At 47.8% G+C, this 24,954-nt stretch carries 22 protein-coding genes; 5 read left to right on the top strand and 17 right to left on the bottom strand.

Going from position 1 to position 24,954, the window contains the following annotated elements:
- Window positions 1-61 precede the first annotated feature (61 nt).
- From EOO50_RS02970 to EOO50_RS02990, 5 genes are read left to right on the top strand one after another with little or no spacing between them, the layout of a single operon-like run.
- Window positions 62-535: a CYTH domain-containing protein gene (locus EOO50_RS02970; protein WP_290837752.1), complete on the top strand. Its 474-nt coding sequence runs from the start codon at window positions 62-64 to the stop codon at window positions 533-535.
- Window positions 523-1,494: a YpdA family putative bacillithiol disulfide reductase gene (locus tag EOO50_RS02975; RefSeq protein WP_290837754.1), complete on the top strand. Its 972-nt coding sequence runs from the start codon at window positions 523-525 to the stop codon at window positions 1,492-1,494. Before EOO50_RS02970 ends, EOO50_RS02975 begins: the two co-directional genes overlap by 13 nt.
- Before the next feature lies 1 nt (window position 1,495).
- On the top strand, window positions 1,496-1,951 hold the full coding sequence (locus EOO50_RS02980) for a hypothetical protein (protein WP_290837756.1): 456 nt from the start codon (window positions 1,496-1,498) through the stop codon (window positions 1,949-1,951).
- Window position 1,952: 1 nt separating this feature from the next.
- On the top strand, window positions 1,953-2,285 hold the full coding sequence (locus tag EOO50_RS02985; RefSeq protein WP_290837758.1) for a carboxypeptidase-like regulatory domain-containing protein: 333 nt from the start codon (window positions 1,953-1,955) through the stop codon (window positions 2,283-2,285).
- A gap of 4 nt (window positions 2,286-2,289) precedes the next feature.
- On the top strand, window positions 2,290-3,198 hold the full coding sequence (locus tag EOO50_RS02990) for an alpha/beta hydrolase (protein WP_290837760.1): 909 nt from the start codon (window positions 2,290-2,292) through the stop codon (window positions 3,196-3,198).
- Window positions 3,199-3,256: 58 nt separating this feature from the next.
- Here EOO50_RS02990 and EOO50_RS02995 read toward each other — a convergent pair whose 3' ends face one another.
- From EOO50_RS02995 to uvrC, 17 genes are all read right to left on the bottom strand, one after another.
- Window positions 3,257-4,651 (bottom strand): TolC family protein, encoded by a 1,395-nt coding sequence (locus EOO50_RS02995; protein WP_290837762.1) that lies wholly within the window; start codon window positions 4,649-4,651, stop codon window positions 3,257-3,259.
- A complete protein-coding gene (locus tag EOO50_RS03000; protein WP_290837764.1) occupies window positions 4,648-7,821 on the bottom strand; it encodes an efflux RND transporter permease subunit in 3,174 nt (1,057 codons plus the stop codon). Before EOO50_RS03000 ends, EOO50_RS02995 begins: the two co-directional genes overlap by 4 nt.
- Before the next feature lie 9 nt (window positions 7,822-7,830).
- On the bottom strand, window positions 7,831-8,970 hold the full coding sequence (locus EOO50_RS03005; RefSeq protein ID WP_290837766.1) for an efflux RND transporter periplasmic adaptor subunit: 1,140 nt from the start codon (window positions 8,968-8,970) through the stop codon (window positions 7,831-7,833).
- A 19-nt stretch (window positions 8,971-8,989) separates the two neighbouring features.
- Window positions 8,990-9,478: a hypothetical protein gene (locus tag EOO50_RS03010; RefSeq protein WP_290837768.1), complete on the bottom strand. Its 489-nt coding sequence runs from the start codon at window positions 9,476-9,478 to the stop codon at window positions 8,990-8,992.
- Window positions 9,479-9,589: 111 nt separating this feature from the next.
- Complete coding sequence (locus EOO50_RS03015; RefSeq protein ID WP_290837770.1) at window positions 9,590-9,973, bottom strand: septal ring lytic transglycosylase RlpA family protein; 384 nt, start codon at window positions 9,971-9,973, stop codon at window positions 9,590-9,592.
- 9 nt (window positions 9,974-9,982) lie between these two features.
- Complete coding sequence (locus EOO50_RS03020; RefSeq protein WP_290837772.1) at window positions 9,983-10,453, bottom strand: septal ring lytic transglycosylase RlpA family protein; 471 nt, start codon at window positions 10,451-10,453, stop codon at window positions 9,983-9,985.
- A gap of 81 nt (window positions 10,454-10,534) precedes the next feature.
- A complete protein-coding gene (locus EOO50_RS03025; RefSeq protein WP_290837774.1) occupies window positions 10,535-10,960 on the bottom strand; it encodes a hypothetical protein in 426 nt (141 codons plus the stop codon).
- A gap of 94 nt (window positions 10,961-11,054) precedes the next feature.
- Window positions 11,055-12,698: a glucose-6-phosphate isomerase gene (gene pgi / locus EOO50_RS03030; RefSeq protein WP_290837776.1), complete on the bottom strand. Its 1,644-nt coding sequence runs from the start codon at window positions 12,696-12,698 to the stop codon at window positions 11,055-11,057.
- 77 nt (window positions 12,699-12,775) lie between these two features.
- Window positions 12,776-14,020: a peptidoglycan DD-metalloendopeptidase family protein gene (locus EOO50_RS03035; RefSeq protein ID WP_290837778.1), complete on the bottom strand. Its 1,245-nt coding sequence runs from the start codon at window positions 14,018-14,020 to the stop codon at window positions 12,776-12,778.
- A 10-nt stretch (window positions 14,021-14,030) separates the two neighbouring features.
- On the bottom strand, window positions 14,031-14,975 hold the full coding sequence (locus EOO50_RS03040; protein WP_290837780.1) for a tryptophan 2,3-dioxygenase family protein: 945 nt from the start codon (window positions 14,973-14,975) through the stop codon (window positions 14,031-14,033).
- Complete coding sequence (locus EOO50_RS03045; RefSeq protein ID WP_290837782.1) at window positions 14,975-15,748, bottom strand: DUF3108 domain-containing protein; 774 nt, start codon at window positions 15,746-15,748, stop codon at window positions 14,975-14,977. The genes EOO50_RS03040 and EOO50_RS03045 overlap by 1 nt, the downstream gene beginning before the upstream one ends.
- 287 nt (window positions 15,749-16,035) lie before the next feature.
- Window positions 16,036-17,196 (bottom strand): 4-hydroxyphenylpyruvate dioxygenase, encoded by a 1,161-nt coding sequence (gene hppD, locus EOO50_RS03050; RefSeq protein ID WP_290837784.1) that lies wholly within the window; start codon window positions 17,194-17,196, stop codon window positions 16,036-16,038.
- A gap of 28 nt (window positions 17,197-17,224) precedes the next feature.
- On the bottom strand, window positions 17,225-17,605 hold the full coding sequence (locus tag EOO50_RS03055) for a four helix bundle protein (protein WP_290837786.1): 381 nt from the start codon (window positions 17,603-17,605) through the stop codon (window positions 17,225-17,227).
- Window positions 17,606-17,675: 70 nt separating this feature from the next.
- Entirely contained in the window at window positions 17,676-18,833 is a 1,158-nt protein-coding gene (locus EOO50_RS03060; protein ID WP_290837788.1) for a homogentisate 1,2-dioxygenase, read from the bottom strand.
- Between the two features lie 304 nt (window positions 18,834-19,137).
- Window positions 19,138-20,634: an amino acid permease gene (locus EOO50_RS03065; protein ID WP_290837790.1), complete on the bottom strand. Its 1,497-nt coding sequence runs from the start codon at window positions 20,632-20,634 to the stop codon at window positions 19,138-19,140.
- Window positions 20,635-20,778: 144 nt separating this feature from the next.
- Entirely contained in the window at window positions 20,779-23,076 is a 2,298-nt protein-coding gene (locus EOO50_RS03070) for a patatin-like phospholipase family protein (protein ID WP_290837792.1), read from the bottom strand.
- Window positions 23,076-24,881: an excinuclease ABC subunit UvrC gene (gene uvrC / locus EOO50_RS03075; RefSeq protein ID WP_290837794.1), complete on the bottom strand. Its 1,806-nt coding sequence runs from the start codon at window positions 24,879-24,881 to the stop codon at window positions 23,076-23,078. Before uvrC ends, EOO50_RS03070 begins: the two co-directional genes overlap by 1 nt.
- Between the last annotated feature and the right edge of the window lie 73 nt (window positions 24,882-24,954).

Below are 24,954 nucleotides of genomic sequence, written 5' to 3' on the forward strand. Positions count from 1 at the left end.
TAAAAATACGAATTGAACCACATAAATTCCTTAACTTGCTCTTAAATAAAAACGCCCTGCAATGCTTGAAATCGAGCGCAAATTCCTCGTCAAATCCGATATCTTCAAACAACTCGCCCAACACAAAAACCACATCGCGCAAGGGTATCTCAATTCGAATCCTGAGCGCACGGTACGCATTCGTATAAAAGGCGAAAGCGGCTTCATCACCGTTAAGGGAAAAGGCAATGAAACGGGTACGACGCGTTTCGAGTGGGAAACTGAGATTTCACTCATGGAAGCCAAGCCGTTGCTGCAATTGTGTGAAAAAGGCATCATCGATAAGATCCGATACGAAGTCCAAATCGGCAAACATCTTTTTGAAGTTGATGAATTCTTTGGCGATAACGAAGGTTTGGTTTTGGCCGAACTCGAACTGTCGGATGAAAACGAAAGCTTCGAAAAACCCGATTGGCTTGGGCTCGAAGTCACGAACGACGAACGCTACTACAACGCCTATTTGAGCAAAAATCCATACAGCCAATGGCCGAAGTAAAACACGATCTGATCATAATCGGTGGCGGACCGATCGGTTTGGCCTGCGGCATAGAAGCCAAAAAAGCCGGACTGGATTTCCTGATTCTGGAAAAGGGCGCGATCGTGAACAGCATTTTCAATTATCCGTTGTACATGACGTTTTTTTCGACGGCAGAACGGCTCGAAATCGGCGGAATTCCGTTCAATTGCCTCGCTCCGAAACCCGGTCGCCAGGAAGCGCTTGAGTATTACCGGAACATCCAGCGCTATTTCGACCTGAATCTGCACTGCTTTGAAAGAGTCGAATCGATTTCAAAATCCGGAAACGATTTCAACGTTGTTTCCGACAAGCGAAATTACAGTTCCAAAAACGTCGTCATCGCGACCGGATTCTATGACATTCCAATAAACATGGGCATTCCGGGCGAACAATTGCCAAAGGTCAGCCATTATTACAAGGAAGCGCATGAATTCGCGTTCCGGAAAATAATCGTCGTAGGCGCGAACAATTCCTCGGTCGACGCCGCTCTCGAATGTTGGCGAAAAGGCGCCGATGTGACGATGATCGTCCGCAAAAACGAAATCAACCCGCGCGTGAAATATTGGGTGAAGCCCGACGTCGAAAACCGCATCGCTGAAGGCAGCATCAAAGCGTATTTCGATACGTGCCTGACCGAAATCCGCGAAGGTGAAGTCGACATCGAAAACGCTGATGGAAAATTCACGCTTGAAAATGACTTCGTGCTCGCGCTTACCGGTTATCGTCCCGATTTCGATTTCCTCGAGAAAGCCGGAATTGAATTGTCAAAAGACGAATGCCTGATTCCGATGCACAATCCCGAAACGATGGAATCGAACGTTCCCGGACTATATCTCGCGGGTGTCGTTTGCGGCGGATTGGAAACACACAAATGGTTCATCGAGAATTCACGCGTCCACGCCGAAATGATTGTAAAAGACATTTTAAATAAATCATGACATGAAAAAAATCCTGTTTGTTTTCGCGATGTTGTTGCTGATTTCCTGCAATGGGAAGACCGTCTATTCAGAATCCGGGGACGTGCCTGAAAATCGCTGGCAAAAAGCCGATATCAAGACCTATGAGTTCGAGATCGACCAGGCCGCGACCCAATACGAAATCGAGGTTTTAATGAGCTATGTATACGGATCACAGGTTCGTCCGTTGCCGCTGATTGCAGAGATCACTTATCCCGACGGACAAATGCGCAGTTCCGAGTTCAGCCTCGAATTCAAAAATGCAGGCGAAGATTTAGGCGACTGTTCAGGCGATTTTTGTGACATCGCGCAAAAAATTCCAACTCAGGAAACGCTGGTTCCCGGCAAATACAAACTGCGGTTGATGCACAACTCGAATGAACCGTTCGTAGCGAATGTATTGAATCTCGGCATCCGGGTATCCCAATTGAACGATTGACATGAAATTGCTATATATTTTCATGTTGCTTGCAATGATTTCGTGCGACAAAAAAGTCATCGCGCAAGGAAAAGTTGTCGAACACGATAATCCTCAAAAGCCGATTGAAGACGTGACCGTAATATTGTCCGTAAATGAAGTTCCGAAAGACACTGTGACGACCGATGAATACGGTAATTTCAGGATTTCGGTGATCTCGGGCGGATTTCCGTCGGACGAGGAAACTGTCGTCGTCAAAAAAGAAGGTTACGCGACTTTGGAATTCGGCCTTTACGATAAAAATCCCGACGTCCAAGAAAACGAGAACGGCTTGGTCGTCCACCTTAAAAAATAATACCATGAAAAAACTACTGATTTTCCTGTTGTTCGCCTCGTCGCTTCACGCGCAAAAAATGCAAACGCTTACGTATTTCAAGAACGATACGCTCCAACTCGATCTCGACCTGTACATGCCCGACAAGAAACCATCGGGGAAATTACCGCTCATGCTGTTCGTGCACGGCGGCGGATTCTCAGGCGGACAGCGCCAAAACAACGCCGAATTCTGCAAGTTTCTCGCGAGTCGTGGATATGCCGCAGCCACGATTTCGTACACGTTGTACATGAAAGGAAAAAAGTTCAGCTGTGATGGGATTCTGCCTGAGAAAGTGAAAGCGTTCCGATTCGGCGCGAATGACTTATGGCTCGCGACTTCATTTTTCCTGACGAATGCCGACAAATATCAAATCGACGCCTCAAAAATATTCATTTCAGGTTCGAGCGCGGGAGGCGAAACCGTTTTACACGCGGCCTATTGGAACCGCGACGAAATGAAAATGTACAATCACAACCTTCCGCCTGACTTCAAATACGCAGGTCTGGTTTCGGGCGCAGGCGCGATCATGGATTTGAACTTAATCACCGACAAGAATATAATTCCGATGTTCCTGTTTCACGGCAACGGCGACAAAACCGTTCCGTACGCCACGGCCGCGCATCACTATTGCAAACCTGACGCGACGGGCTGGCTCATGCTTTTCGGATCATATTCGATTTACAATTACGCGGTGTCGAAAAATTCGTCGGCGGAACTGTTCACGTATTGCGGCGGCGGACACGAATACAGCGGTTGGTTGTTCGAAAAGGAGCAACAAAGCATCGTCGATTTCCTCGATGCGACTTTGGCGGGAAAGAAAATCCAATCGCACACGATCGTGAAAACAGGGAAAAGCAACGAATTGTCGGCTGCTTACGACTTCTGCAAATAAAAAAAAAGCCACCGCACGAAAAAATCGCGCGATGGCCAAACAAATTAAAATTTATCGTTTACCAACCTCCGCCGAGCGCTTTGTAAAGCACGATCACGGAGTTGTATTTTTGGTATTGGTTGTCGATGTAATTCAGTTCAGTGTTCAACGCCTGATCTTTGGCGGTCAACACTTCGAGATAATTCACCATGCCGTATTGCAACAACTCATCGGAATAATTCGCGGCGTCGCGCAATGATTCCAGTTGCTTTATGCGGATTTCGAGTTTGTTGTCCTCGTTGTTGTATTGTTGCAACGCGTCCGAAACTTCTCGTCCCGCGGTCAAAATCGCTTGTTGGAATTGCAAAAACGCCGTTTCCTGATTCGCTTTTGCAATTTCGTAAGCCGTACGGATCCTGCGCTGGTTGAAAATCGGTTGCGTCAAGCCCGTCACGATATTGGCAAAAAGCGAACTCGCACTGAACCAATTCTTGATCTCCAAACTTTGGAAACCTCCTGTACCAGTAACGGTGAAACTCGGGTAAAAATTGCTTCGGGCGACGTTCGTAAGTTCAAAATTGCTGACCAGATTAAATTCGGCGGCCATGACATCGGGGCGTTTGCTGAGCAACAATGTTGAAACTCCGAGTTTGATTTCGGGCGCAACTTGCTGATCTTCAAATTTCGCGCGTTCAATCTTGCGAGGCGATTCTCCAAGTAAAATGCTCATCGTATTTTCCAAAAGCACGATGCTGTTTTTCAAGTCTTCGGCGATAATTTGCGTCGCATACAATTGGGCTTCGGTTTGTTTGACTCCGACGGCGTTCGTTTCTCCGGCTTCTTTCAATGAATTGATCACGTCGACGCTTTTCACGCGGTTTCCGAGCGTCGAATCGACCACACGAAGTTGCGCGTCCAAAGCCATCAATTGGAAATACGTCGATGCGATGTCCGACACCAATTGCGTCTGGATTGCCTGTCGTGCCGCTACCGATTGGAAATATTGCGCCTGGGCAGAACGTTTCGTGCTTCGGATTTTTCCCCAAATGTCGGCTTCCCACGAAAGATTTCCCGTGAACTGATATTGGTCGATGCTTCGGTTCGGCAAAAACGATCCGAACTGGCTGTTCTTGGACAATTCCTGGTGCGTCCAATCGGCTCCGAGTGCGAACGTGGGCAAGTAACCGGCCTTTCCCTGTTTCAACGTCGCTTCCGCCGCGGCGATGGTTTGCACGGCGATACGCATGTCGAAGTTGTTCTGGATTCCCGTTTTGATATGGCCTTGCAAAATCGGGTCGGTGAACAATTTGTCCCAAGACAGATTTGCAAGCGACGTCGTGTCGGTCGATGGCGTTTCAGTTCTATATAGATCGCTTGCCGTAACCTGAGGTCGATCGTATTTCTTTGCGACGAAGCACGACTGCATGACCAATGCCGACGCGAGTACTACTGTTATTTTGGTTATTGATTTCATTGTGTTGCAGTTTTTGGTTCGTCCTGTGTTTCATTTTTATCGTGCGGATTGCCCGAAATCTTCTCCTGTAGAGTCTCGAAAATAACGTACAATACCGGAATCGCGAATACTCCGAAAAGTGTTCCGACGAGCATTCCGCCCACCGCGCCCATTCCAATCGAACGGTTACCGACGGCTCCGACACCTGAGGCGAACGCGAGCGGCATCAAACCGAAGATGAACGCGAACGACGTCATCAAGATCGGACGCAGACGCGCCTTCGCACCCTCGATCGCGGCCTTCCAGATTTCCATTCCGTGCTTTCGCCTTTGCATCGCAAACTCCACGATCAGGATCGCGTTCTTGGCGAGCAATCCGATGAGCATGATGAGTGCGACCTGGAAGTAAATGTTGTTTTCCAATCCGGCGAGTTTCACGAATCCGATCGCGCCCGCAATTCCCACGGGAAGCGATAAAAGCACCGCGAGCGGGATCAAATAGCTTTCATATTGCGCGCTCAAAAGGAAGTATACGAAAATCAAACTGAGCAGGAATACGCCCGCAGCTTGGTTTCCGGCGATGATTTCCTCACGCGTCATACCTGAGAATTCGTATCCGTAGGTTTTCGGCAAATGTTCGGCCGCGACTTCCTCGACGGCTTTGATCGCATCACCTGAACTGAATCCGGGTTTCGCCTTGCCGTTGATGTTCACGGCTTTTAGCATGTTGAAACGCGCCACGGCTTCAGGCCCGTAAATACGGGAAAGCGTGATAAATTGGCTGATCGCTACTTGCTCCCCGTTTTCGTTCTTGACGTAAATGTGGTTGATCGAGTTCTCATCGGCGCGTTCTTCAGGTTTCGACTGGATCATGACGCGGAATTGTTTCCCGAATCGGTTGAAATCGGTCGTATACAAACCACCGTAATAACCGCCCATCGTGTTGAAGATATTCGTCATCGAAACGCCGGCATCCTTGGCTTTTTCGACGTTGATGTCCATTTTGTATTGCGGGAAATTCGGGTTGAAGTTCGTCATCGCATACTGGATTTCAGGACGCTGGTTCAAAGCGCCGAGGAATTCCCCGGTAACCTGACTTACTTTCTGCCATGAATCGTCACCTTTGTCTTGGACTTTGAGTTCGAAACCGTCGGCAGTACCAAAACCTTGAACGCTCGGCGGTGTGAAAAACAACAATTTCGCATCGTTGAAACCGGCGGTTCGTCCAAAGAGTTCGCCCACGATCGCATCGACGCTCTGGTTGTCTTCTTTACGCTCTTTCCAATCCTTGAGTTTGATGACGCAAAACGCATACGATCCGCCGTTTACGCCGTTTAGCAAACTGAATCCGACGACGCTCATCCTTGCTTCCACGAGCGGCATCGACTGCAACACCGAATCGAGTTTCTTGACGGTTTTCTCAGTTTGTTCGAGTGTCGTTCCGGGAGGCAAAGTCACGTCGGCCATGATGATTCCACGGTCTTCGTTCGGGATAAATCCTGATGGTGTGATCTTGAAAAGTAAAATCGTGATCCCGATGAATACCGCCAAGCCCAAAAGCGTGATCCATTTCTTGCGGAAAAGGAACCCAAGCGATTTCACGTAACGGTCGTTCATCCTGTCGAATCCGGTGTTGAATGCCATAAAGAAACGCTCCTTGAAATTTTTCTTTTTGTGTTCCTCGCCTTCGTGTTCGTCGTGAGATTTCAGGAACAACGCACAAAGCGCGGGACTTAGCGTCAACGCGTTCACGGCCGAAATCAAGATCGCAACCGCCAGCGTAATGGCAAACTGCGTGTAGAAAACGCCCGACGGACCTTTCAAAAACGTCACCGGAATAAACACCGCCGCCATGACGAGCGTGATCGAAATGATCGCTCCCGTGATTTCGCTCATCGCTGAAATCGTGGCTTTTTTGGCGTCTTTCTCGCCTTCGTCCATCTTGGCGTGCACAGCCTCGACGACGACGATCGCATCATCGACGACGATACCGATCGCAAGTACGAGTGCGAACAACGTCAAAAGGTTGATCGAGAACCCGAAAAGGTTCAGGAAGAAGAATGTTCCCACGATTGCCACGGGAACCGCAATGGCCGGAATTAGCGTCGATCGGAAATCCTGTAAAAACAAGAAAACCACGATAAACACAAGGATAAAAGCTTCGATCAATGTCGAGATTACTTTTTCGATCGATGCGTCGAGGAAGGTTTTCGTGTTGAACGGAATCACGTAATCGATACCGTCGGGGAAATCCTTCTTGGCGCTCGTCATGATGGTTTCGACTTCTTCGATGATGTCGTTGGCGTTCGATCCCGATGTCTGGAAAACGCCCATCGCCACACCGTTTTTACCCATACCGTAGTTCTTCGCGCCGTAGTTGAACGCGCCGAGTTCTATGGTCGCGACATCTTTCAGGTGGACGAAATTCCCGTTTCCGGTCGCTTTTACGACGATGTTCTCGTATTCGGTCGTCGTCGAAAGTCGGCCCTTGTATTTGATTACATATTCATAGACGCCGACTGCGTTTTCCCCGAATTTACCTGGAGCCGCTTCGACGTTCTGTTCGTTTAGCGCCGCCTGGATTTCAGACGGAGAAATTTTGTAGGCCGCCATTTTCTCAGGGTCGATCCAGATACGCATCGAGTAATCCTTGGATCCGAAAACGTTTACCTGCCCGACGCCTTTTACACGTTGCAATTGGGGAACGAGATTGATTTTGGCGTAGTTCTGCACGTAGGTTCCGTCGAACTCGGGATTCGTCGAATACAACGAAAGGAACAAGAGCGCGCTGGTTTGGCTTTTTACCGTCGTCACACCGGTTTGCACGACGGCCTGAGGCAATTTGCTCGTAGCACGAGAAACACGGTTCTGGACGTTTACCGCTGCGATATCGGGGTTGATTCCGAGTTCAAAGAATACGGTGATCTTGGCCGATCCGTCATTCGCGGCAGACGAGGTCATGTACGTCATGCCTTCCACGCCGTTGATTTCTTCCTCGAGCGGAATTACGACCGAGTTCAACACCGTTTCAGCGTTCGCTCCCGTGTATGTTGCGTTTACCTGGACGGTCGGAGGTGCGATTTCAGGATACTGTTCGATAGGAAGCGAAAGCAACCCCAAGATCCCGAGAATCGTGATTAATATGGAGATTACGGTCGATAGAACCGGCCGTTGTATGAATGTCTTTAACATGGGATCGAATTATTTTACTGTTGCTTTTGTTGAATCTTTCGCAGTCGCGTTCTGTGCAGTTTGCGGCTGTGCGCCTTTTGGCTGCGGGACGATCTGCATGTCGTCCTTCATTTTCGACGCGCCTTCCACGACGACTGTTTCTCCTTCCTTCAAACCGTCGGTGACGATGAAGTTCAAGCCTGAAACGCCTGAAGTCGTGATGATTCTCGATTTCACTTTATTGCCTTCTCCGACGACGTAGATTGTCTGTTTTCCCTGCATGTCCAGCACCGCGTTTTGAGGCACGAGGATTACGTTTTTGGTTACGACGGGAATGCGTACGATTCCTGTTCCGCCGCTGCGCAAAACAGCTTCGGGGTTGTTGAACTCGGCGCGGAATTGAGTCGTTCCCGTTTCAGGATCGGCCTGGCCATTGATGGTTTCAATATTTCCTTTCACATCGTATTCCGAATTGTCGGCGAGCAACAACGAAACCTGAGGCACGTTTTTCAATTTCGCGGCAAGCGATTCGCCTTTGAACGTCTTGGCGAATTCGATCATCTGCTTTTCATTCAACGAGAAATAAGCGCGCATCACGCGAGTGTCTGAAACAGTCGTTAGCGGATCGACGCTTGTCATGCTCGCCAAAGTTCCTTCCTTAAACGGTAGGCTTCCCACGAAACCGTCAACGGGCGATACGATCGTTCCATATCCGATGTTGGCCGCGATGCTACCGTAAGCGCTTTTCGCCTGAGCCAATTTCGCTTTGGCCGTTTCGAGTTGCACTTCACTTATGATCTTGCGATCCACGAGCGGCTTCAATCGGTCGACCTCGACTTGTGCCGCGTTCACGTTGGCCTTTGCCGCCGACGCATCTTGGTTCAACGTGTTGGTCTCGATTTTGAACAACAGTTGCCCTTTTCGGACCTGCTGGCCTTCATCGACGTATATTTTTTGTATGAAACCGTTTACTTTCGGACGGATTTCGACGTTTTGTCGGCCCTCGAGATTGGCGGTATATTCCTGAAACACGGTCGCGTCCTGCTTCGTGACTTTTTCAACCGGAAATGGCATTGGGCCCGCCGGTTGTTGGGCTTGTTCCTCTTTCTTCCCGCAAGAAGTGAATAGGATTGCCGAGGTGATTATGGCGATGATAGGTGAAGTTCTCATGAGGTTTGATTATTGTTTGTTATTTCTTTTTGTTATTCTCTTCAATTTGGCGGAATCGATCGACTGTCTTATGCAACAGTTCCTCGACTTTTAGCACGTGGGTTTTATAGGCCTTGATATTTTCGATGTCGTTTCCATCATCTTCGGATCGCGTATGTTCACGATAATTTAATATGCGGTCGATGAGTTTCTTCTCGAACTCGAGCAACCTTTTATAGTTGTCGAGCCGTTCGCTGAATGGCGCGGGTTTGTAGTATTTTTTTCGATCGCCGGGAACGGTCACGTAATTGACTTTCCCGAGGTTCAACAGCAAATTGACCGCCGTCGAAACCGAGCTCTTACTCGCTTGCGAGCGTTCTACTAGGCTTTCGAACGTAATTCCGGTTTTGGGATTTTCTACGATAAGTACTCCGAGGATACGCGAAGCCAAAGGCGGCAAATGATACAGCGTCTCAAAGTGGACTCCGAACATTTCGATAAGCGCTTCTTTTTCTTTCTGGATATCCATTTTTGAAGATTTGGACACAAAGGTACGGTCGGTTCGGTTGTAGCCGAACCAGACGAACTTAAATTTGTGTTAATCTTACGAAATCGATTTCAGGTTGGAAATTGATTGGAATCAGTTGAGGATTTCGATGGAAACGTTGAGCGTTCCGTGGTTTTTGTTGTCGGTAATCTGCATGAAAGCACGCTTTGACAAATCGATCTCGCGACTTTTCTTTTGCGGCCCGCGATCGTTGATTTTCACGATGACGGATTCCCCATTTGCCATGTTCGTGACTTTGATTTTCGTACCGAAAGCGAGTTTTCGATGCGCCGCAGTCAAATCGGAATTGTGGAATTTTTCACCGCTGGCCGTGCGCCTTCCGTTGAATTTGTCGTGATAGTAGGAAGCCTCGACGTTGCGTTTGTACGTTTTTCCCGAAACGTTTTTAGACGATGAACAGGAAACAACGGCAATACTGGCAACGAAGAAGACGATCAGGGCTAAGATCCGCTTCATATTTGGGTTTTATTGGATGGATTCTATGGTAACCTTCAACGAACCGCCGTATTTCGTGCCGGCGATTTCCATGAACGCTTTTTTTGTAAGGTCGATGTCGCGGCCACGCGTAAACGGCCCGCGATCGGTAACCTCGACGATGACCGACTTTCCGTTGGCCTCATTCGTGATTTTCAATTTTGTCCCGAACGGGAATTTTCTATGAGCCGCCGTGTAACCGCTGTTGCTGAATTTTCGTCCGCTCGCCGTGCGTCGGCCATTGAACTTATCGTGATAATACGAAGCGTGTGCGTTTTTCTTGTGTAATTTGAGTTTGAGGTTCGAGACGAGCTTCAAACTATCGGCAATCTCGGCGTTTTTCTTGATCGTATCCTGAGAGGTTTTGCCTTGATTTTGCGTCTGTATGGATTGCAAACCGAATCCGCTGACGACGATCGCGATGATGCTGAGTGAAATGAAAAGTAATGTTTTGTTCTTCATGTTTGGTTTTTTTATCGCCCGGACGCATTTTACAAATACCGTTCCTTTAGACGAAAAAAGCGCCCTAAAGCGCCTAAATGATTATTGGAACCACAAGTTCCATGGAATTCTGCTCAACAGAAAGACCAATCCCAACGTATAGAAAATGGCAAAGCATCTGAATTTTTCCTTGCTCAATTCCTGCTTTTTGTGCTTTGACCAACCGATTGTGATCAACACGATCGCGATGATGTTCACGAGCGGATGTTCCAACGAAGTCAATCGCAACGCGGCGTTTTTCATCTGACCCAAAGCGGCGAATCCCAAAGGAGAAGTAAAATACGTAAGCAACCCGAAAACGAGTTGGACATGGGCCGAAATAAGCGCGAAAAGACCTAAACGTCGGTCCGAAGCCTTGAATTCACGATTACCAAAAAAGCCCGAAAGGCCGTTTATGACAGCGATCAAGAGAACCGCAAGTGCAACGTATGCCCAGCCGGAATGTGCTTGTTGAATGAATTTTTCCATCGAATGTTTGTTGTTTGGAAAATCAAATATAGGAAAAATACGCGTAAAAAAGCCCCGCTGTCGGGCGAGGCTTGTAATATGGAATGGTTTGAAATTACTTTTTCGACAGGAAAGCCTTGAGTAAAAAGCTAGTGGAACTGTCGTGGTCGCCCACATTTCCCGAGTGGATTTCATCGAGGATCGAGTTCGCCAACTGCTTGCCCAGCTCAACGCCCCATTGGTCGTAACTGAAAATATTCCAGATAACGCCCTGCACGAAAATCTTATGTTCGTAAAGCGCGACGAGAGCACCTAGCGATTCCGGCGTCAATTTATCGATAAGGAACGTATTCGTAGGTTTGTTGCCTTCGAAGACTTTGAACGGTTTCAAAAATTTCGCATCGGCATCTGAAACGCCCATTTTGTCGAATTCGGCCTGGACTTGTGACGCCGTCTTTCCATTGAGCAGCGCCTCAGTCTGAGCGAAGAAATTCGACATCAATTTGTCGTGATGGTCCCAATCTCCGTAAAGCGGTTGGGCGTATCCGATGAAATCCGTCGGGATCAATTTCGTACCCTGGTGGATCAATTGGAAAAACGCGTGCTGAGAGTTCGTACCCGGCTCGCCCCAAATGATCGTCCCCGTTTGGTAACCGACGGTATTGCCGTTCCTGTCGACCGATTTCCCGTTGCTTTCCATGATTCCCTGTTGCAGATACGGCGCGAGTCGCTTCAAATATTGCGAATACGGAATCAAGGCCTCGGTTTCGGCACCGAAGAAATTGTTGTACCAAACGCTCAAAAGCGCGAGTACGACAGGAATATTCGTATCGAAATCGGTCGATTTGAAATGTTCGTCCATTTCGTTGGCGCCTTTCAAAAGCTTGTCGTAATTCTCGAATCCGACGGCTAGTGCGATCGACAACCCGACGGCGCTCCACAACGAAAAACGTCCGCCGACCCAATCCCACATCGGGAAAACATTGTTCGGATCGATGCCGAATTCGGTCACGCGTTTAATATTCGTCGAAACCGCAACGAAATGTTTCGCGACATCTTCCTGTTTCGCCGATTGCAGAAACCATTTGCGGATCGTTTCGGCGTTACTCAGTGTTTCCTGTGTCGTAAACGTCTTGGATGCGACGACGAACAACGTCGTTTCAGGATCGAGATTTTTGATTACTTCGTTCACGTGATCGCCGTCGACGTTCGAAACGAAATGCACATTAAGGTGATTCTTGTAGAATTGAAGCGCTTCGACGACCATCGCAGGCCCGAGATCCGATCCGCCGATCCCGATATTCACGACATCGGTAAATGTCTTTCCGGTGAAACCCTTGCGCTCGCCGTTGATGACTTCGGCAGTGAATGCCTTGATTCTATTTTTGACCGCGTAGACTTCGGGAATTACGTTTTCCCCGTCGACGTTAATCACAGCCGATTCAGGCGCGCGCAAAGCCGTATGAAGTACCGCGCGATTCTCGGTTGCGTTGATTGCCGCTCCGTCGAAATACTTGGAAATCGCGTCTTTCAATTGGACCTCGTCGGCCAACTTGAGAAGCAACTCCATCGTTTCGTCGGTGATTATGTTTTTGGAATAGTCGATGAGAAAACCGTTCCAGGCCAAGTGGAATTTCTCGGCACGCTTCGCATCTTCAGCGAAAAGTTTGGTCATCGGGATGTGGCACAAATGGCCGTGATGCGTAAGTAATTCCTGCCAGGCCGCAGTCGTTTCGGGGTTTATCTTAGGTAATGCCATTATCTGATTTTTTGATGCGCAAAAATAGTACAATCCGACCGATTACACTGAAACAACCTATAAGTTTTGGTTAAATCCTACTTGAGATCCTTGAATCGGATGGCTGCGACGCTGTCGAGTTCGCGTTTCAAAGGTTCCATTTCGGCCATGAAACGCGGTTTGTATTTGGCGTTCATCGGTTCCGAATTCGGAAGTCGCAAACGCAGCGGATCGACCTGTACGCCATTTTTCCAAAAGCGGTAGCAAACGTGCGGACCGGTCGCCAGTCCTGTACTTCCGACGCGTCCGATTACGTCGCCTTGGGAAACGCGTTGGCCGCGGCGTGCGATGATTCTTGACATGTGCAGATATTGGGTCGAATACGTGCTGTTGTGTTTTACTTTCACGAAATTCCCGTTTCCGGCCGTGTAACCCGTTTGTTCGACGACGCCTGAAGCCGTGGTCATGATCGGAGTTCCGGTCGGGGCCGCGTAATCGGTTCCCTTGTGTGCCTTCCAGATTTGCTGCACGGGATGGAATCGGTTCCTTGAAAATCGCGAAGAGATGCGGCTGAATTTGAGAGGCGCTTTGAGGAACAGGTTTTTGAGCACTTTCCCGTCTTCGTCATAATATTGGATCTTGCCCGACGTCGTGTCCTGGGCGAACGGAAACGCGTAAATCAACTTGCCTTTGTATTCGAAAAATGCGGCTTCGAGATCTTCGACGCCATCGTAAACCGTGTCGTTTATGTAACGCTCGGTGAACGTCATCGCGAATTTGTCGCCTTTTTGCAATTTGAAGAAGTCGATCGACCAGGCGTAGATCGTAGAGATTTTACTTGCGAGCGCCGGATCGACTTTTTGGCGTTCGAGTTCTTCGGTCAGGGAACCGTCGAGCGCGCCTGCTATCGTGCGTCGTTTGATTTGGATTGGACGCACTTTTTTATAGGCTTTCGCGACCGAATCCCGCAGATCGATCACGTAATAACTCAATCGGTCGGGCTGATATATAAAGGCCTGGAGTTTTTTCGACGCGTCTTTCGTGCGAAGCATCGTATATGGTTTCCCGACGCGGATCTTGCGCACATCGAACGTATCGCGTATCGCTTCATTCACGTTGTGGATTTGGCTCGGGTTGAAGTTCTGCTTTTCGAGAATGCTTCCGAACGTATCGCCGCTGACAACGGTGTCGTTCACGACGTCAAAATCATTGAGCTTGAACCCGAATTCCACGATGGCGGGTTTCGGTTTCGGAATGATTGGATCTGGTTGTTCTTTTTCAGATTTGTTGCACGAGAACAGCAACATGAAAACCGGTAAGAGCAGTACGGATAGTCTTTTCAATTCGTTCGTCTTATACGGTTACACTTTTTTCCTCGCCCCAGTTCTTGAGTTCTTCCTCGCTCCACAGTTCGGGGAAAAAGATGCGGCGTTGGTATTTTGGGTGCATGTATTTCTTCCAGTCGCTGCCGCCGGTCGCTTCGCCGTCGCCATGTCCGCTTTCGATGTATTTTCGCGCGGCGTTCAAATGGCCCATGACCCAAGTCACGTTGACCGTGTGGTCGTAATGGCGCATGGCCTCGCGAAGTTCTGGATCTTTTTGGTCCTGCTGCGGCAATTGGGAGAATTTACGCCAAAGGTTGATGGTGTTGTATTCTTCCATATGTCGCAAAAACATATCCTTATATTTCTTCTCGAACTGTTGGATCAGATAGGTTTTCTTACCCGTGTGATAATCCTTGCCCGCGGCCTGCCAATACAAATGCTCGAATGCGTGCGAGTAAGGTGTTTCACGGTCGATGGTCGCACGGAAACGGTAATCGATAAGGTTTATGAGATCGGTCGACGCGAATTCGATCAAGCGATATTGTGCGCTTTGGAATCCGCTCGCCGGCGTCAATGTATTTCGGAATTTCATGTATTGTTCGACTTCCATGCCATCGCCCATGATCGTAAACGAATTGGTAAGCAAATCGAAGTAACGGCTGATGCGCATCAATCTTTCAGAGAAAAACTTCGTAGTCGGCTTTTCAGTATGACAGATCTGGTCGATTTCCCACAAGATCATCTTGAACAGCAATTCGTTTACCTGATGATACATGATGAACACCATTTCATCGGGCAAAGTCGTGCGTTGCGTTTGGAGGTTGAGAAGCGCGTCGGTTTGGATGTAATCCCAATACGTTATCGGCTTTGACCATAGCAATCCCTCAAGATGCGTTTCGGTTTTTTGGTCGATTGCCTTGAATTTGTTTTCGAGTTGTTGCAGAATTTCTTCCGAAATGTTGTCGTTTGACATTACGGTTTGGCTTTTACTTTAAATGAATGTTTGAGTCCTTTGAAACTTTCGAGGTCGGCTTTGATCGAACCTACCGCGAGACTCGCCTTGATGCGGACCGGTATTTTGTTGTCGTCGTCTGAAATCCAGACTGTGAGGCTCTCTTCCTCTTTAAAGACGCGGCCCGATTGGACCAACGGTCGAAACATCATGGTTGGGACGGTCCCAAATTTAGTCGATATATCTTCGTTGCCAATGTATTTTAACTTAAACTTCAACACCTCATCATCGAAAAACATATCGCATGAAACGGATTCGCCGACTTTCATTTTGTCGATATTCGGGTGATTGCGAAGATAGTAGAACATGGAAACGACGTCTTGCGTATTGTCGGGGATGACATAAGTTTTTTCCTTGTTTCGCTTGTAGTCTTTCACGAGCACTCGGTTTGCGGCTTGATTAAAGAAAGCTTCCTGGCTCCTGACGTATCCGCCTTCGTCGATCTTCCTCACGTGTTGCGACGGAATGCATGTGGTTTTATCGAAGTAGCTTTCGTATGTATCGTCGACTTTAAAGAAAAAACGCGACATCCCGACGGTCCAGCCTTTGCCTACCGAGTGGAAAACTTTTTTGCCGCCTCGGGTCGCTTCCTGGACTTCAAGCGTGGCGTATCCTGCGTTCACGACGCCGTAGTGGATTCGAAATTTAAAATACTCGCCCACTCCGAAAGCATCTTCTTTGGGGACAAATCCTACTGTTGCAATGAATAATAAGAATACTATTACCTTTTTCATAGCCTAAATTTACAGATTTTTTTTGCCGCTATTGGCAATATCCGTTCCAAAAAAAACTTAAAAACAAAAAACCCGATCAGAAAACTGACCGGGTCAATGTTATTAACCAACCAAAAAACTATAAATTATGAAAAACTTATTACAAAGCGGGAAACCACCCCCGAATTGCTCTGCAAAGATACGCTTGGTTTTTAAAGAATTACAAGCAAAATCCCGCATTTAACACAAATTTTACAATGAAAACGTTTTCGCTGGCTGAATTTTTATGAAATCTATCAGATTTTTAATTAAAGCGTTCCGCGTTTTTCCTGTTCGCGTTCGATCGATTCGAACAAAGCCTTGAAATTTCCGGCGCCGAAACCTTTCGCTCCCATGCGTTGGATGATCTCAAAAAACAAAGTCGGCCTGTCCTGCAATGGTTTAGTGAAGATTTGGAGCAGATAACCTTCCTCGTCGGCGTCGACCAAGATCGCGAGTTTCTGAACCACGCCCAGATCTTCCTTCATCATACTCATGTGCTCGCCCAAACGATCGGGAACTCCTTTGTAATATTCGTCAGGCGGAGCCGACAGGAATTCAACGCCACGAGCGCGCAACTGCGTAACCGTAGTGATGATGTCGTCGGTCGCGATCGCAACGTGCTGGATCCCGGGACCGCCGTAGAAATCGAGGTATTCTTCGATCTGTGATTTTTTCTTTCCTTCGGCAGGTTCGTTGATCGGGAATTTGATGCGTCCGTTTCCGTTCGACATCACTTTACTCATCAGGGCCGAATATTCTGTGTTGATCTGCTTGTCGTCGAACGAAAGGAAATTCACGAATCCCATCACGTCTTCGTACCATTTTACCCATTGGTTCATTTCGCCCCAACCGACGTTTCCGACCATGTGATCGATGTATTTCAATCCCGTCGGTTCCGGCTTATAGTCGGATTCCCAAGCCTTGTAGCCCGGAAGGAAAATCCCGTTGTAGTTTTTGCGTTCCACGAAAATGTGGACGGTTTCGCCGTATGTGTAGATTCCTGAACGCACGACTTCGCCGAATTCATCGGTTTCGACGGTCGGTTCCATAAATGGTTTCGCGCCTCTTTTCGTGGTTTCCTCGAACGCGCTTTTCGCGTCCTCCACCCAAAGTGCCGCGACTTTCACGCCGTCACCGTGTTTTTTGAGGTGATCGTTGATCGGCGAATCGGCCGTAAGCGGCGTGGTCAAGACCAATCGGATCTTGCCCTGTTGCAATACATACGATGTACGATCTTTCACGCCCGTTTCCAAACCTGCATACGCAACAGATTGGAATCCGAACGCCGTTTTGTAAAAGTGCGCCGATTGCTTAGCATTCCCGACATACATTTCCACGTAATCGGTTCCCAATAGCGGCAAAAAGTCTTGCGCGCCTTCAAATATTTTTTCGAGTCCGTATTCGACGGATTTTACTTCTTTGCTCATATAATTAGCGAATTAGAAAATTAGCGGATTAGCGAATGTTTTCGATACGTTTAGAAGTACCGATTATTTTATTAAGTATTCGAATTATTGAATTCAATCTCTCCAAAAGTAAATTCGGTTTTGGATAATTTGGTATTGATTGGCAGATAAACAGCCAGTATTCAGTTTCATCAGCTTCTTTCAAAGCGATTTTCATCTTATGGACAAAATCACGCTTGCTTTCGGCATTTTGGGCTTCCTTTACATTTGCTCCAATCGAAGTTCCTGATCGGATGACCTGCTTGGCAATCGTATATTTCCTTTGTAACTCCAAACTTTCCGTAAATTCGACAATTAATATTGAGAATTCGAAAGTGAGTTTTAAAATCGGATTTTGAGCATACTTCGCACTCATAGAAAATTCTGTCATGGCTTATAATTTTAGGTTTGGCTTATATCTCGGACGCATTCGCTAATCCGCTAATTTTCTAATTTGCTAATTATTCCACCCACGACTTATAGTACTGACCATCGTCGAGTCCCATCGCTTCCTCAGTAACCATAAGCGGCGCGAACGTATCGACCATTACGGCCAATTCCTCGGTAACGGTTTTCCCGATCGAACGTTCCATAGCGCCAGGTGCAGGACCGTGAGGAATTCCCTTCGGATGTAATGTAATATGGCCTTGTTCGATGTTGTTTCGGCTCATGAAATCCCCGTCGACATAGTACAAAACCTCATCGCTGTCGATGTTCGAATGGTTGTATGGCGCCGGAATCGACTTCGGATGATAATCATACAAACGCGGACAGAACGAACACACCACGAATGTCGATGTCTCAAACGTTTGGTGAACCGGCGGCGGTTGGTGCACGCGTCCCGTAATCGGCTCGAAATTGTGGATCGAAAAACCGTACGGGAAATTATAACCGTCCCAGCCGATCACGTCAAAAGGATGCGTCGCGTACACCATTTCGTGCATCATGCCTTCCTTTTTGATCTTGATGATGAAATCGCCCTTTTCGTCATGGGTTTCTATTTCCGACGGCAATTTGAAATCGCGTTCGCAAAACGGTGAATGTTCGAGCAATTGTCCCGACGCGTTCTTGTAGCGTTTCGGCGTGTAAAACGGCGCGTGCGATTCGACGTAGAACAATCGGTTGTCCTCGGTATCGAAATCGATCTGGTAAATCATGCCGCGCGGAATGATCAGGTAATCGCCGTACACGAAGTCGATGTTGCCCATCATCGTGCGCAGTTTCCCGCTTCCTTTGTGGATGAACAGCATTTCGTCGCTGTCGGCATTCTTATAAAAATAGGTGCGTAACGATTTTCGCGGCGCCGCCAGCCCGATCACGCAATCGCGATTGACGAGCATCGCTTTGCGGCTGTCGAGGAAATCGTCGGCAGGCTTCAATTCGAAACCTTTAAGAAGCAATGATTTTATGTTTTTGTCGATGGCGATCTTCGGCTCGACCGAATACGACTTCAGGATTTCCTTGACCTGCGTGGGGCGATGCACGTGATACAGCAAAGACGAATGTCCGTGGAAACCCTCGGTCCCGAAAAGCTGCTCGTAGTACAAACCACCGTTTGGCTTCTCGAACTGAGTATGTCGCTTTTGTGGGAAATCGCCGAGTTTATGATAAATTGGCATATTTGGATTTTTTTAGCCACGAATTACACGAGTTTCGCTGATTCGGGCGATGAAAATGTGCTGGTAAAAAGGAAGAAACCAACGAATCCTGCGAAATCATATCTCAGAAATCGGATATCGTGGCTAAAAATAACCGTCACTCCGGATTTCGCTTGATCAGGAACTTCAAGTGTTGCAGTAAATCTTTCCAAGGTTTCATCCTAACAAATATCGGAAAAATTAAATTTTACGCCGCTTTTCTTACGGATAATTTATAAAAACAAAAGGGGACGAATCGCCCCCTTTGAAATATCCTAAGTTCCGATTATGGTCTCGGATTGTTGAGTTTACTGTGTTTCCTGCTGTACGCGAAATAGAAAATAATTCCGAGTGCCATCCAGGCGATGAGTCGCAGCCAGTTCGGCCAGCCCAATCCGAGGATCATGAGGAAACAAACCAATGCGCCGACTATCGGAACAAAAGGAACCCATGGCGTTTTGAATTCGCGTTTCATGTCCGGTTCTCTTTTTCTAAGTACGATGACCGAGATACAGACCAAAATAAACGCGAACAATGTTCCGATGCTTGTCATGTCCCCGACAATATCTCCCGGAATAAATGCCGCAAAAAGCCCGACGATTACGAGAATCACGAGATTCGCTTTATAAGGTGTTTGGTATTTCGTGTGCAGATGGCTGAAAAATTCGGGTAGCAAACCATCTTTCCCCATCGAATAAAATACGCGCGATTGCCCAAGCAACATTACCAGGATTACCGACGTAAATCCGAAAAGAATCGCAACCGTCACGAATTGCGCCAACCATTGGTATTCAGTTCCCATGGCCGAAGTGATCGCGTTTGCAACCGAAGCTTCTTTCCCGCTCGTCCTGAAAAATTCAACCGACTCGAGTCCTGTCAATACGTGGGCGAACAAAATGTACAAGACCGTACAAATGGCAAGCGATCCCAAGATTCCGATCGGCATATCGCGTTTCGGGTTCTTCGTTTCCTGTGCGGCCGTACTTACCGCATCAAATCCGATAAAGGCGAAGAAAACAGTTCCAGCCGCACCGATGATTCCCCAGAATCCGCCGAAGCTGAAATTCACGCCGTGTTCGTCAGTATACGTCGACGGTTCAGGAATGTATGGCGTGTGATAGGCCGGGTTGATGAACGACCATCCGAATCCGATGATCAACACGACGATCGTAACTTTGACCACAACGATCAATCCGTTTACGAAAGCCGATTCCTGTGTGCCTTTTATCAGAAGCAAGCTGATCAGTGCGACAATGAAAAGCGCGGGTAAATTGATGATTCCATGTTCAACGACCTGGTGCGTGACCGGATCGACGAGTTTTTGGAAAGGCGAATGCGAGAGCGAATAAGGAACCGGCGACGTATGGAATACATTGACCAGCAAATTATTGAGATATTCACTCCAGGCAATCCCGACAGTGGCTGCCCCCACAGCGTATTCGAGGATCAAATCCCATCCGATAATCCAGGCAAGAAATTCCCCCATTGTTGCATATGTATAAGTATATGCGCTTCCTGAAATTGGAATTGAAGACGAAAGTTCTGCATAACACAAACCTGCCAAAGCACATCCGATCGCAGCCACGACAAAACCTATCGTAACCGAAGGTCCCGCATTTTGCGCAGCAGCCGTCGCCGTTCTCACGAACAAACCCGCCCCGATAATCGCCCCGATTCCGAGTGCGACGAGCGACCAGGCCGTGAGCGTTCGCTTTAATCCTTTTTCAGATTCAGACGCTTCGGCGAGCAACTGAAACAATGGTTTTCTTTTCCAGATAGACATATAAAGAGTATTATTTAATAATTCGTTTGTTCGAAAGCCAAATATATCGCTTTTTATAAAAATCCGACTGATTGTTTTGCCTAACGTGGAAAAGTTGGTGCGCGCGATCGACAACTCGAAACGCTAAACACTAAACACTAAACGCTAAAACCAGAAACCTACGCTGAACCAAGTGAATCCTTTTGGAAGTTCAGGCGACCACGAATATTTGATTTCAACGGGACCGATGACGGTTTCCATGCCGTAACCGATCGCGTAACCCGTATATTGAGGCGACGAAATCCAATCAGTAGACGAAAAAATATTATTGCCGATCTGCGCAAAGTTCGCTGAGAACAACACATGATTTTTCCTGAAAATCTCATAGTCGAGCGTCGCGCCCGTCTTCATATAACTATTGCCCGAGATCCCGAGGAAGTCATACCCGTAAAACTGTTTGATGTTGTTCACGCTCGTAAAGCCGTAACCGCCCAGAATAAAGTCGAAAAACGGAATGCTGTGGTCACCGATCGAAGAACCCGCCTCGGCATCGAAACGCGTCGTGAAACGCTTGAAGAACGTTCTTGCGAAACCGGTTTCGGCCTTGATGACTGAAAACCTCGAAAAATTACCCGTGTAGTCGGTCGAATATAAAAAGCTCTGGAAATCTCCTGAAAAGTAAGAACCTTTCTTCGGAAAATAGCGGTTGTCGTACGAATCGAACCTGAAATATGCAATCGCGCTCAAATAATCACTTTTCTCGAACGTAGGCGAAATCGTCTGATTCTGTATGGTCTCTGACTTGATCTTCAAGTGTTTCCACTCAAACCCGGCACCAATCATGAACTTCTGCATGAACAATGTCTGCACGTAAGCCTGTTGCGAAAGATCGGAAAAATTGATATTGATCGTATTAAGACCCAATTGGTCGAGCAATTCACCGTTGTTGAAATCGGTTCCGACATTTCGGTTGAAACTATTGTAGCGCGAACGGAACCCGAAGCTGAAATAAAAACCGTTGTCCACGTAATAATCGAGGTTGTACCTGAAGTTATCGCCGAGCACGACATCGGCCGAAATCACATCGTTCTTGAAGAAAACACGCTTTTGCGTCACGTTCATCAAAATCCCGCTCTTATACAAACCGTCGTAATGCAATCCGAATTTCAAATACGTCCTGATCGGGTTTTCGATCAAATTGAGCTTCAATTCGTCTCCATCTTTATTCTTCTCGAGCGAATAACTGATCGAGCTAAAGTTCTGCGTGCCGCTCAAATTATCGATTCCCGCTTTCAGTTCGTCGTAGCAGATGCGGCTTCCGCCCTTGAAACCCAATTTTCCCAAAATATAGGCGCGCGTAAAATTGTCGAGTTTGTCCACCGAAATATTCGTGATGTTCAAACTGTCGCTGCGCACGGGAATGTCCTCGCGTTTGTATAGACCGCGATTTCGCCCGATTATCTGGATCTTATCGATTTGTTCCTTCGCGGCGCGTTCTCCCTCAGCGATGATAGCGGCGCCGTTGCTGAACGAAATCACGTTGTAATCGGCCATGTTCGGCTTTATGTAGATATCGGTCTGCTGCTTTTTCTGCTCCATTTTCTCGATCATCTGCAAATTCGAGATCTGCGAAAGGATGCGCGTCGCGTCGTTGAGATATTCGCGGTCTTTCAAATCGTCCTGTACATCGACACCGATGATGATGTCGGCACCGAGTTTCCGAACCTCATCGATCGGGTAATTGTTGGTCACGCCTCCGTCGATGAGCAGTCGGCCATCGAGTTCAACGGGACTGAAAACCGTCGGCAACGCGGCACTCGCACGAATCGCCTGGGGCAGATATCCTTTGTTGAGCAACACTTCCTGGCCGGTTTCGATGTCGGTCGCGATGCACAAGAACGGGATCGGCAAATTGTTGAAATCTCGGATGTGACGGACGTTGTGCGTCAATCGTGAAATAAGATTGTAATTGTAAAGTCCTTTCGAATACGAACGCGGAATCCCGATCCTGAATTTCTGGAACGGAAGCGACAACGCGTAAATCTCATCGTTACGCTTGCCGTAAAAGTTTTTGGAAGATCGCGGGATGTAATCTCCGAGCAATTGGTCGAAATCGGTCGATCTGAAAATCGAATCGATCTGCCTCGCGTTATAACCCGACGCATACAAACCGCCGATGATCGCGCCCATACTCGTTCCGCCGATGAAATCGATCTTCACGCCGTTGTCTTCAAGCACTTTCAAAACGCCGATGTGCGCAAAACCTTTCGCACCGCCTCCGCTGAGCACCAGCCCGATTTTCGGACGCGATTTCACGACGGAATCGGTTTGGGAAAAAGTTGTGGCCGGAAAAAGGCTGAGGATAGTTAGCAGAAGGCAGAATGCAGTGGCAGTCGAGCGACGCGGGAAAATCAGCCGTTTTACACAGCTTAGTACGTTTGATTTCCCGATATTTTCCGTCATTAATCCTGCTTGTTTTGAATACTGTAAAAGTCGACAATTTTTTTGGCTTTCGACGCACCGATAACCTCAGCTATAGCACTTTCGCTCGCTTCCTTTAAACGCTTGACACTCTTGAAATGTTTTATGAGCGACTGCATTGTTTTCTCGCCGATGCCCGGAATCGTCTCCATCGACGTCGTGAGCGCGCTCTTGCTGCGTTTGTCGCGATGGTGCGTGATCCCGAAACGGTGCGCTTCGTTGCGCAATTGCTGGATGATTTTTAGTGTTTCCGACTTCTTGTCGAGATACAGCGGAACCGGATCGTCAGGATAAAACAATTCTTCGAGCCGTTTGGCGATGCCCACGACCGAAATTTTCCCGCGCAGCCCGAGCAGTTCCAAACTCTTGAGCGCCGACGACAATTGCCCTTTCCCGCCGTCGATGATGATCAATTGCGGCAACGGTTCGTTCTCGCGCAACAATCGGCTGTAGCGGCGGTGCACGACTTCTTCCATCGAGGCGAAATCGTTCGGTCCGTCGACGGTCTTTATGTTGAAATGTCGGTAATCTTTCTTGCTCGCCTTGCCGTCCTTGAATACGACGCAGGCCGCGACGGGATTCGTTCCCTGTATGTTCGAGTTATCGAAACATTCGATGTGGCGCGGTTCTTCAGGTAAACGCAGATCTTTTTTCATCTGCGCCATGATGCGGTTCGTGTGACGGTCAGGGTCGACGATCTGGATTTGCTTCATCTGTTCCATGCGATGGTATTTCGCGTTTCGGATCGACAGTTCCAAAATCTGCTTCTTGTCGCCGAGTTGCGGCACCGTAATGTTCACTTTTTCGCCGAGGTCGACCGGAAACGGAACGATCACTTCTTTTAATTTGAGTTCGAACCGTTCCATGATTTCGACGATGCCGAGTTCCAAAAGTTCTTCGTCGGATTCATCGAGTTTTTTCTTGAGTTCGAGTGTGTGCGATCGGATCACCGAACCGTGCATGATCTGCAAATAGTTGATATACGCCGCCGATTCGTCGGATACGATCGAAAACACGTCGACGTTCGTGATTTTTGGGTTGGCGACCATCGAACGCGATTGGTAATTTTCGAGCACTTCGATCTTGTTCTTCATCCGTTGCGCCTTTTCGAACTCCATTTCAGACGCATACAACTGCATCTGTTTCTTGAATTCGCGCAAACTTTCCTTGAAATTTCCTTTTAAAATCTCTCGGATCTGATCGACGTGATTCTGATAATTCTCGAGCGTTTCATGACCCTCGCACGGACCTTTGCAATTCCCGATGTGATATTCGAGACAAACCTTGAACTTGCCCGAGTCGATATTGGCTTTCGTCAGATCGTAATTGCACGTTCGCAACGGATACAATTCCTTGATCATGTCGAGAATCGTGTAAATCGTCTTGAAACTCGTATACGGCCCGAAATACTCCGACCCGTCCTTGATCATCCTGCGCGTCGAAAAAATACGCGAAAACGGTTCTCTTTTTATGCAGATCCACGGATACGTTTTGTCGTCCTTGAGCATGACGTTGAACCGCGGCTGCAATTTCTTGATCATGTTGTTCTCGAGCAAGAGCGCGTCGCCTTCTGAGAAAACTACGACGTGTTTTATCGTCTTGATCTTACGCACCATGACGTTCGTGCGAGCGTTGTCGTGCTGCTTGTTGAAGTATGACGAGACGCGTTTCTTGAGATTTTTGGCTTTCCCGACGTACAATAATTTGTCGTCTTTGTCGTAATACTGATATACGCCCGGAGAGTCGGGAAGCGTTTGTATCTGCAAGGCCAAAGTTGGAGATTCCATAGTTTACAAATGTAGCGAAAAGCCGATGTGCGTTCAACTCGCGCCCTGCGAAATTTGCGTACTTTTAACAGCG

This window comes from Flavobacterium sp., from assembly GCF_004211145.1.
Classification (GTDB): Bacteria; Bacteroidota; Bacteroidia; order Flavobacteriales; family Flavobacteriaceae; genus Flavobacterium.

What these genes read in the sequence shown, in the direction of transcription:
- EOO50_RS02970 (WP_290837752.1), top strand. Translation starts at nt 62, where the DNA reads ATGCTTGAAATCGAGCGCAAATTCCTCGTCAAATCCGATATCTTCAAA.
- EOO50_RS02975 (WP_290837754.1), top strand. Translation starts at nt 523, where the DNA reads ATGGCCGAAGTAAAACACGATCTGATCATAATCGGTGGCGGACCGATC.
- EOO50_RS02980 (WP_290837756.1), top strand. Translation starts at nt 1,496, where the DNA reads ATGAAAAAAATCCTGTTTGTTTTCGCGATGTTGTTGCTGATTTCCTGC.
- EOO50_RS02985 (WP_290837758.1), top strand. Translation starts at nt 1,953, where the DNA reads ATGAAATTGCTATATATTTTCATGTTGCTTGCAATGATTTCGTGCGAC.
- EOO50_RS02990 (WP_290837760.1), top strand. Translation starts at nt 2,290, where the DNA reads ATGAAAAAACTACTGATTTTCCTGTTGTTCGCCTCGTCGCTTCACGCG.
- EOO50_RS02995 (WP_290837762.1), bottom strand. Translation starts at nt 4,651, where the DNA reads ATGAAATCAATAACCAAAATAACAGTAGTACTCGCGTCGGCATTGGTC.
- EOO50_RS03000 (WP_290837764.1), bottom strand. Translation starts at nt 7,821, where the DNA reads ATGTTAAAGACATTCATACAACGGCCGGTTCTATCGACCGTAATCTCC.
- EOO50_RS03005 (WP_290837766.1), bottom strand. Translation starts at nt 8,970, where the DNA reads ATGAGAACTTCACCTATCATCGCCATAATCACCTCGGCAATCCTATTC.
- EOO50_RS03010 (WP_290837768.1), bottom strand. Translation starts at nt 9,478, where the DNA reads ATGGATATCCAGAAAGAAAAAGAAGCGCTTATCGAAATGTTCGGAGTC.
- EOO50_RS03015 (WP_290837770.1), bottom strand. Translation starts at nt 9,973, where the DNA reads ATGAAGCGGATCTTAGCCCTGATCGTCTTCTTCGTTGCCAGTATTGCC.
- EOO50_RS03020 (WP_290837772.1), bottom strand. Translation starts at nt 10,453, where the DNA reads ATGAAGAACAAAACATTACTTTTCATTTCACTCAGCATCATCGCGATC.
- EOO50_RS03025 (WP_290837774.1), bottom strand. Translation starts at nt 10,960, where the DNA reads ATGGAAAAATTCATTCAACAAGCACATTCCGGCTGGGCATACGTTGCA.
- pgi (WP_290837776.1), bottom strand. Translation starts at nt 12,698, where the DNA reads ATGGCATTACCTAAGATAAACCCCGAAACGACTGCGGCCTGGCAGGAA.
- EOO50_RS03040 (WP_290837780.1), bottom strand. Translation starts at nt 14,975, where the DNA reads ATGTCAAACGACAACATTTCGGAAGAAATTCTGCAACAACTCGAAAAC.
- EOO50_RS03045 (WP_290837782.1), bottom strand. Translation starts at nt 15,748, where the DNA reads ATGAAAAAGGTAATAGTATTCTTATTATTCATTGCAACAGTAGGATTT.
- hppD (WP_290837784.1), bottom strand. Translation starts at nt 17,196, where the DNA reads ATGAGCAAAGAAGTAAAATCCGTCGAATACGGACTCGAAAAAATATTT.
- EOO50_RS03055 (WP_290837786.1), bottom strand. Translation starts at nt 17,605, where the DNA reads ATGACAGAATTTTCTATGAGTGCGAAGTATGCTCAAAATCCGATTTTA.
- EOO50_RS03060 (WP_290837788.1), bottom strand. Translation starts at nt 18,833, where the DNA reads ATGCCAATTTATCATAAACTCGGCGATTTCCCACAAAAGCGACATACT.
- EOO50_RS03065 (WP_290837790.1), bottom strand. Translation starts at nt 20,634, where the DNA reads ATGTCTATCTGGAAAAGAAAACCATTGTTTCAGTTGCTCGCCGAAGCG.
- EOO50_RS03070 (WP_290837792.1), bottom strand. Translation starts at nt 23,076, where the DNA reads ATGACGGAAAATATCGGGAAATCAAACGTACTAAGCTGTGTAAAACGG.
- uvrC (WP_290837794.1), bottom strand. Translation starts at nt 24,881, where the DNA reads ATGGAATCTCCAACTTTGGCCTTGCAGATACAAACGCTTCCCGACTCT.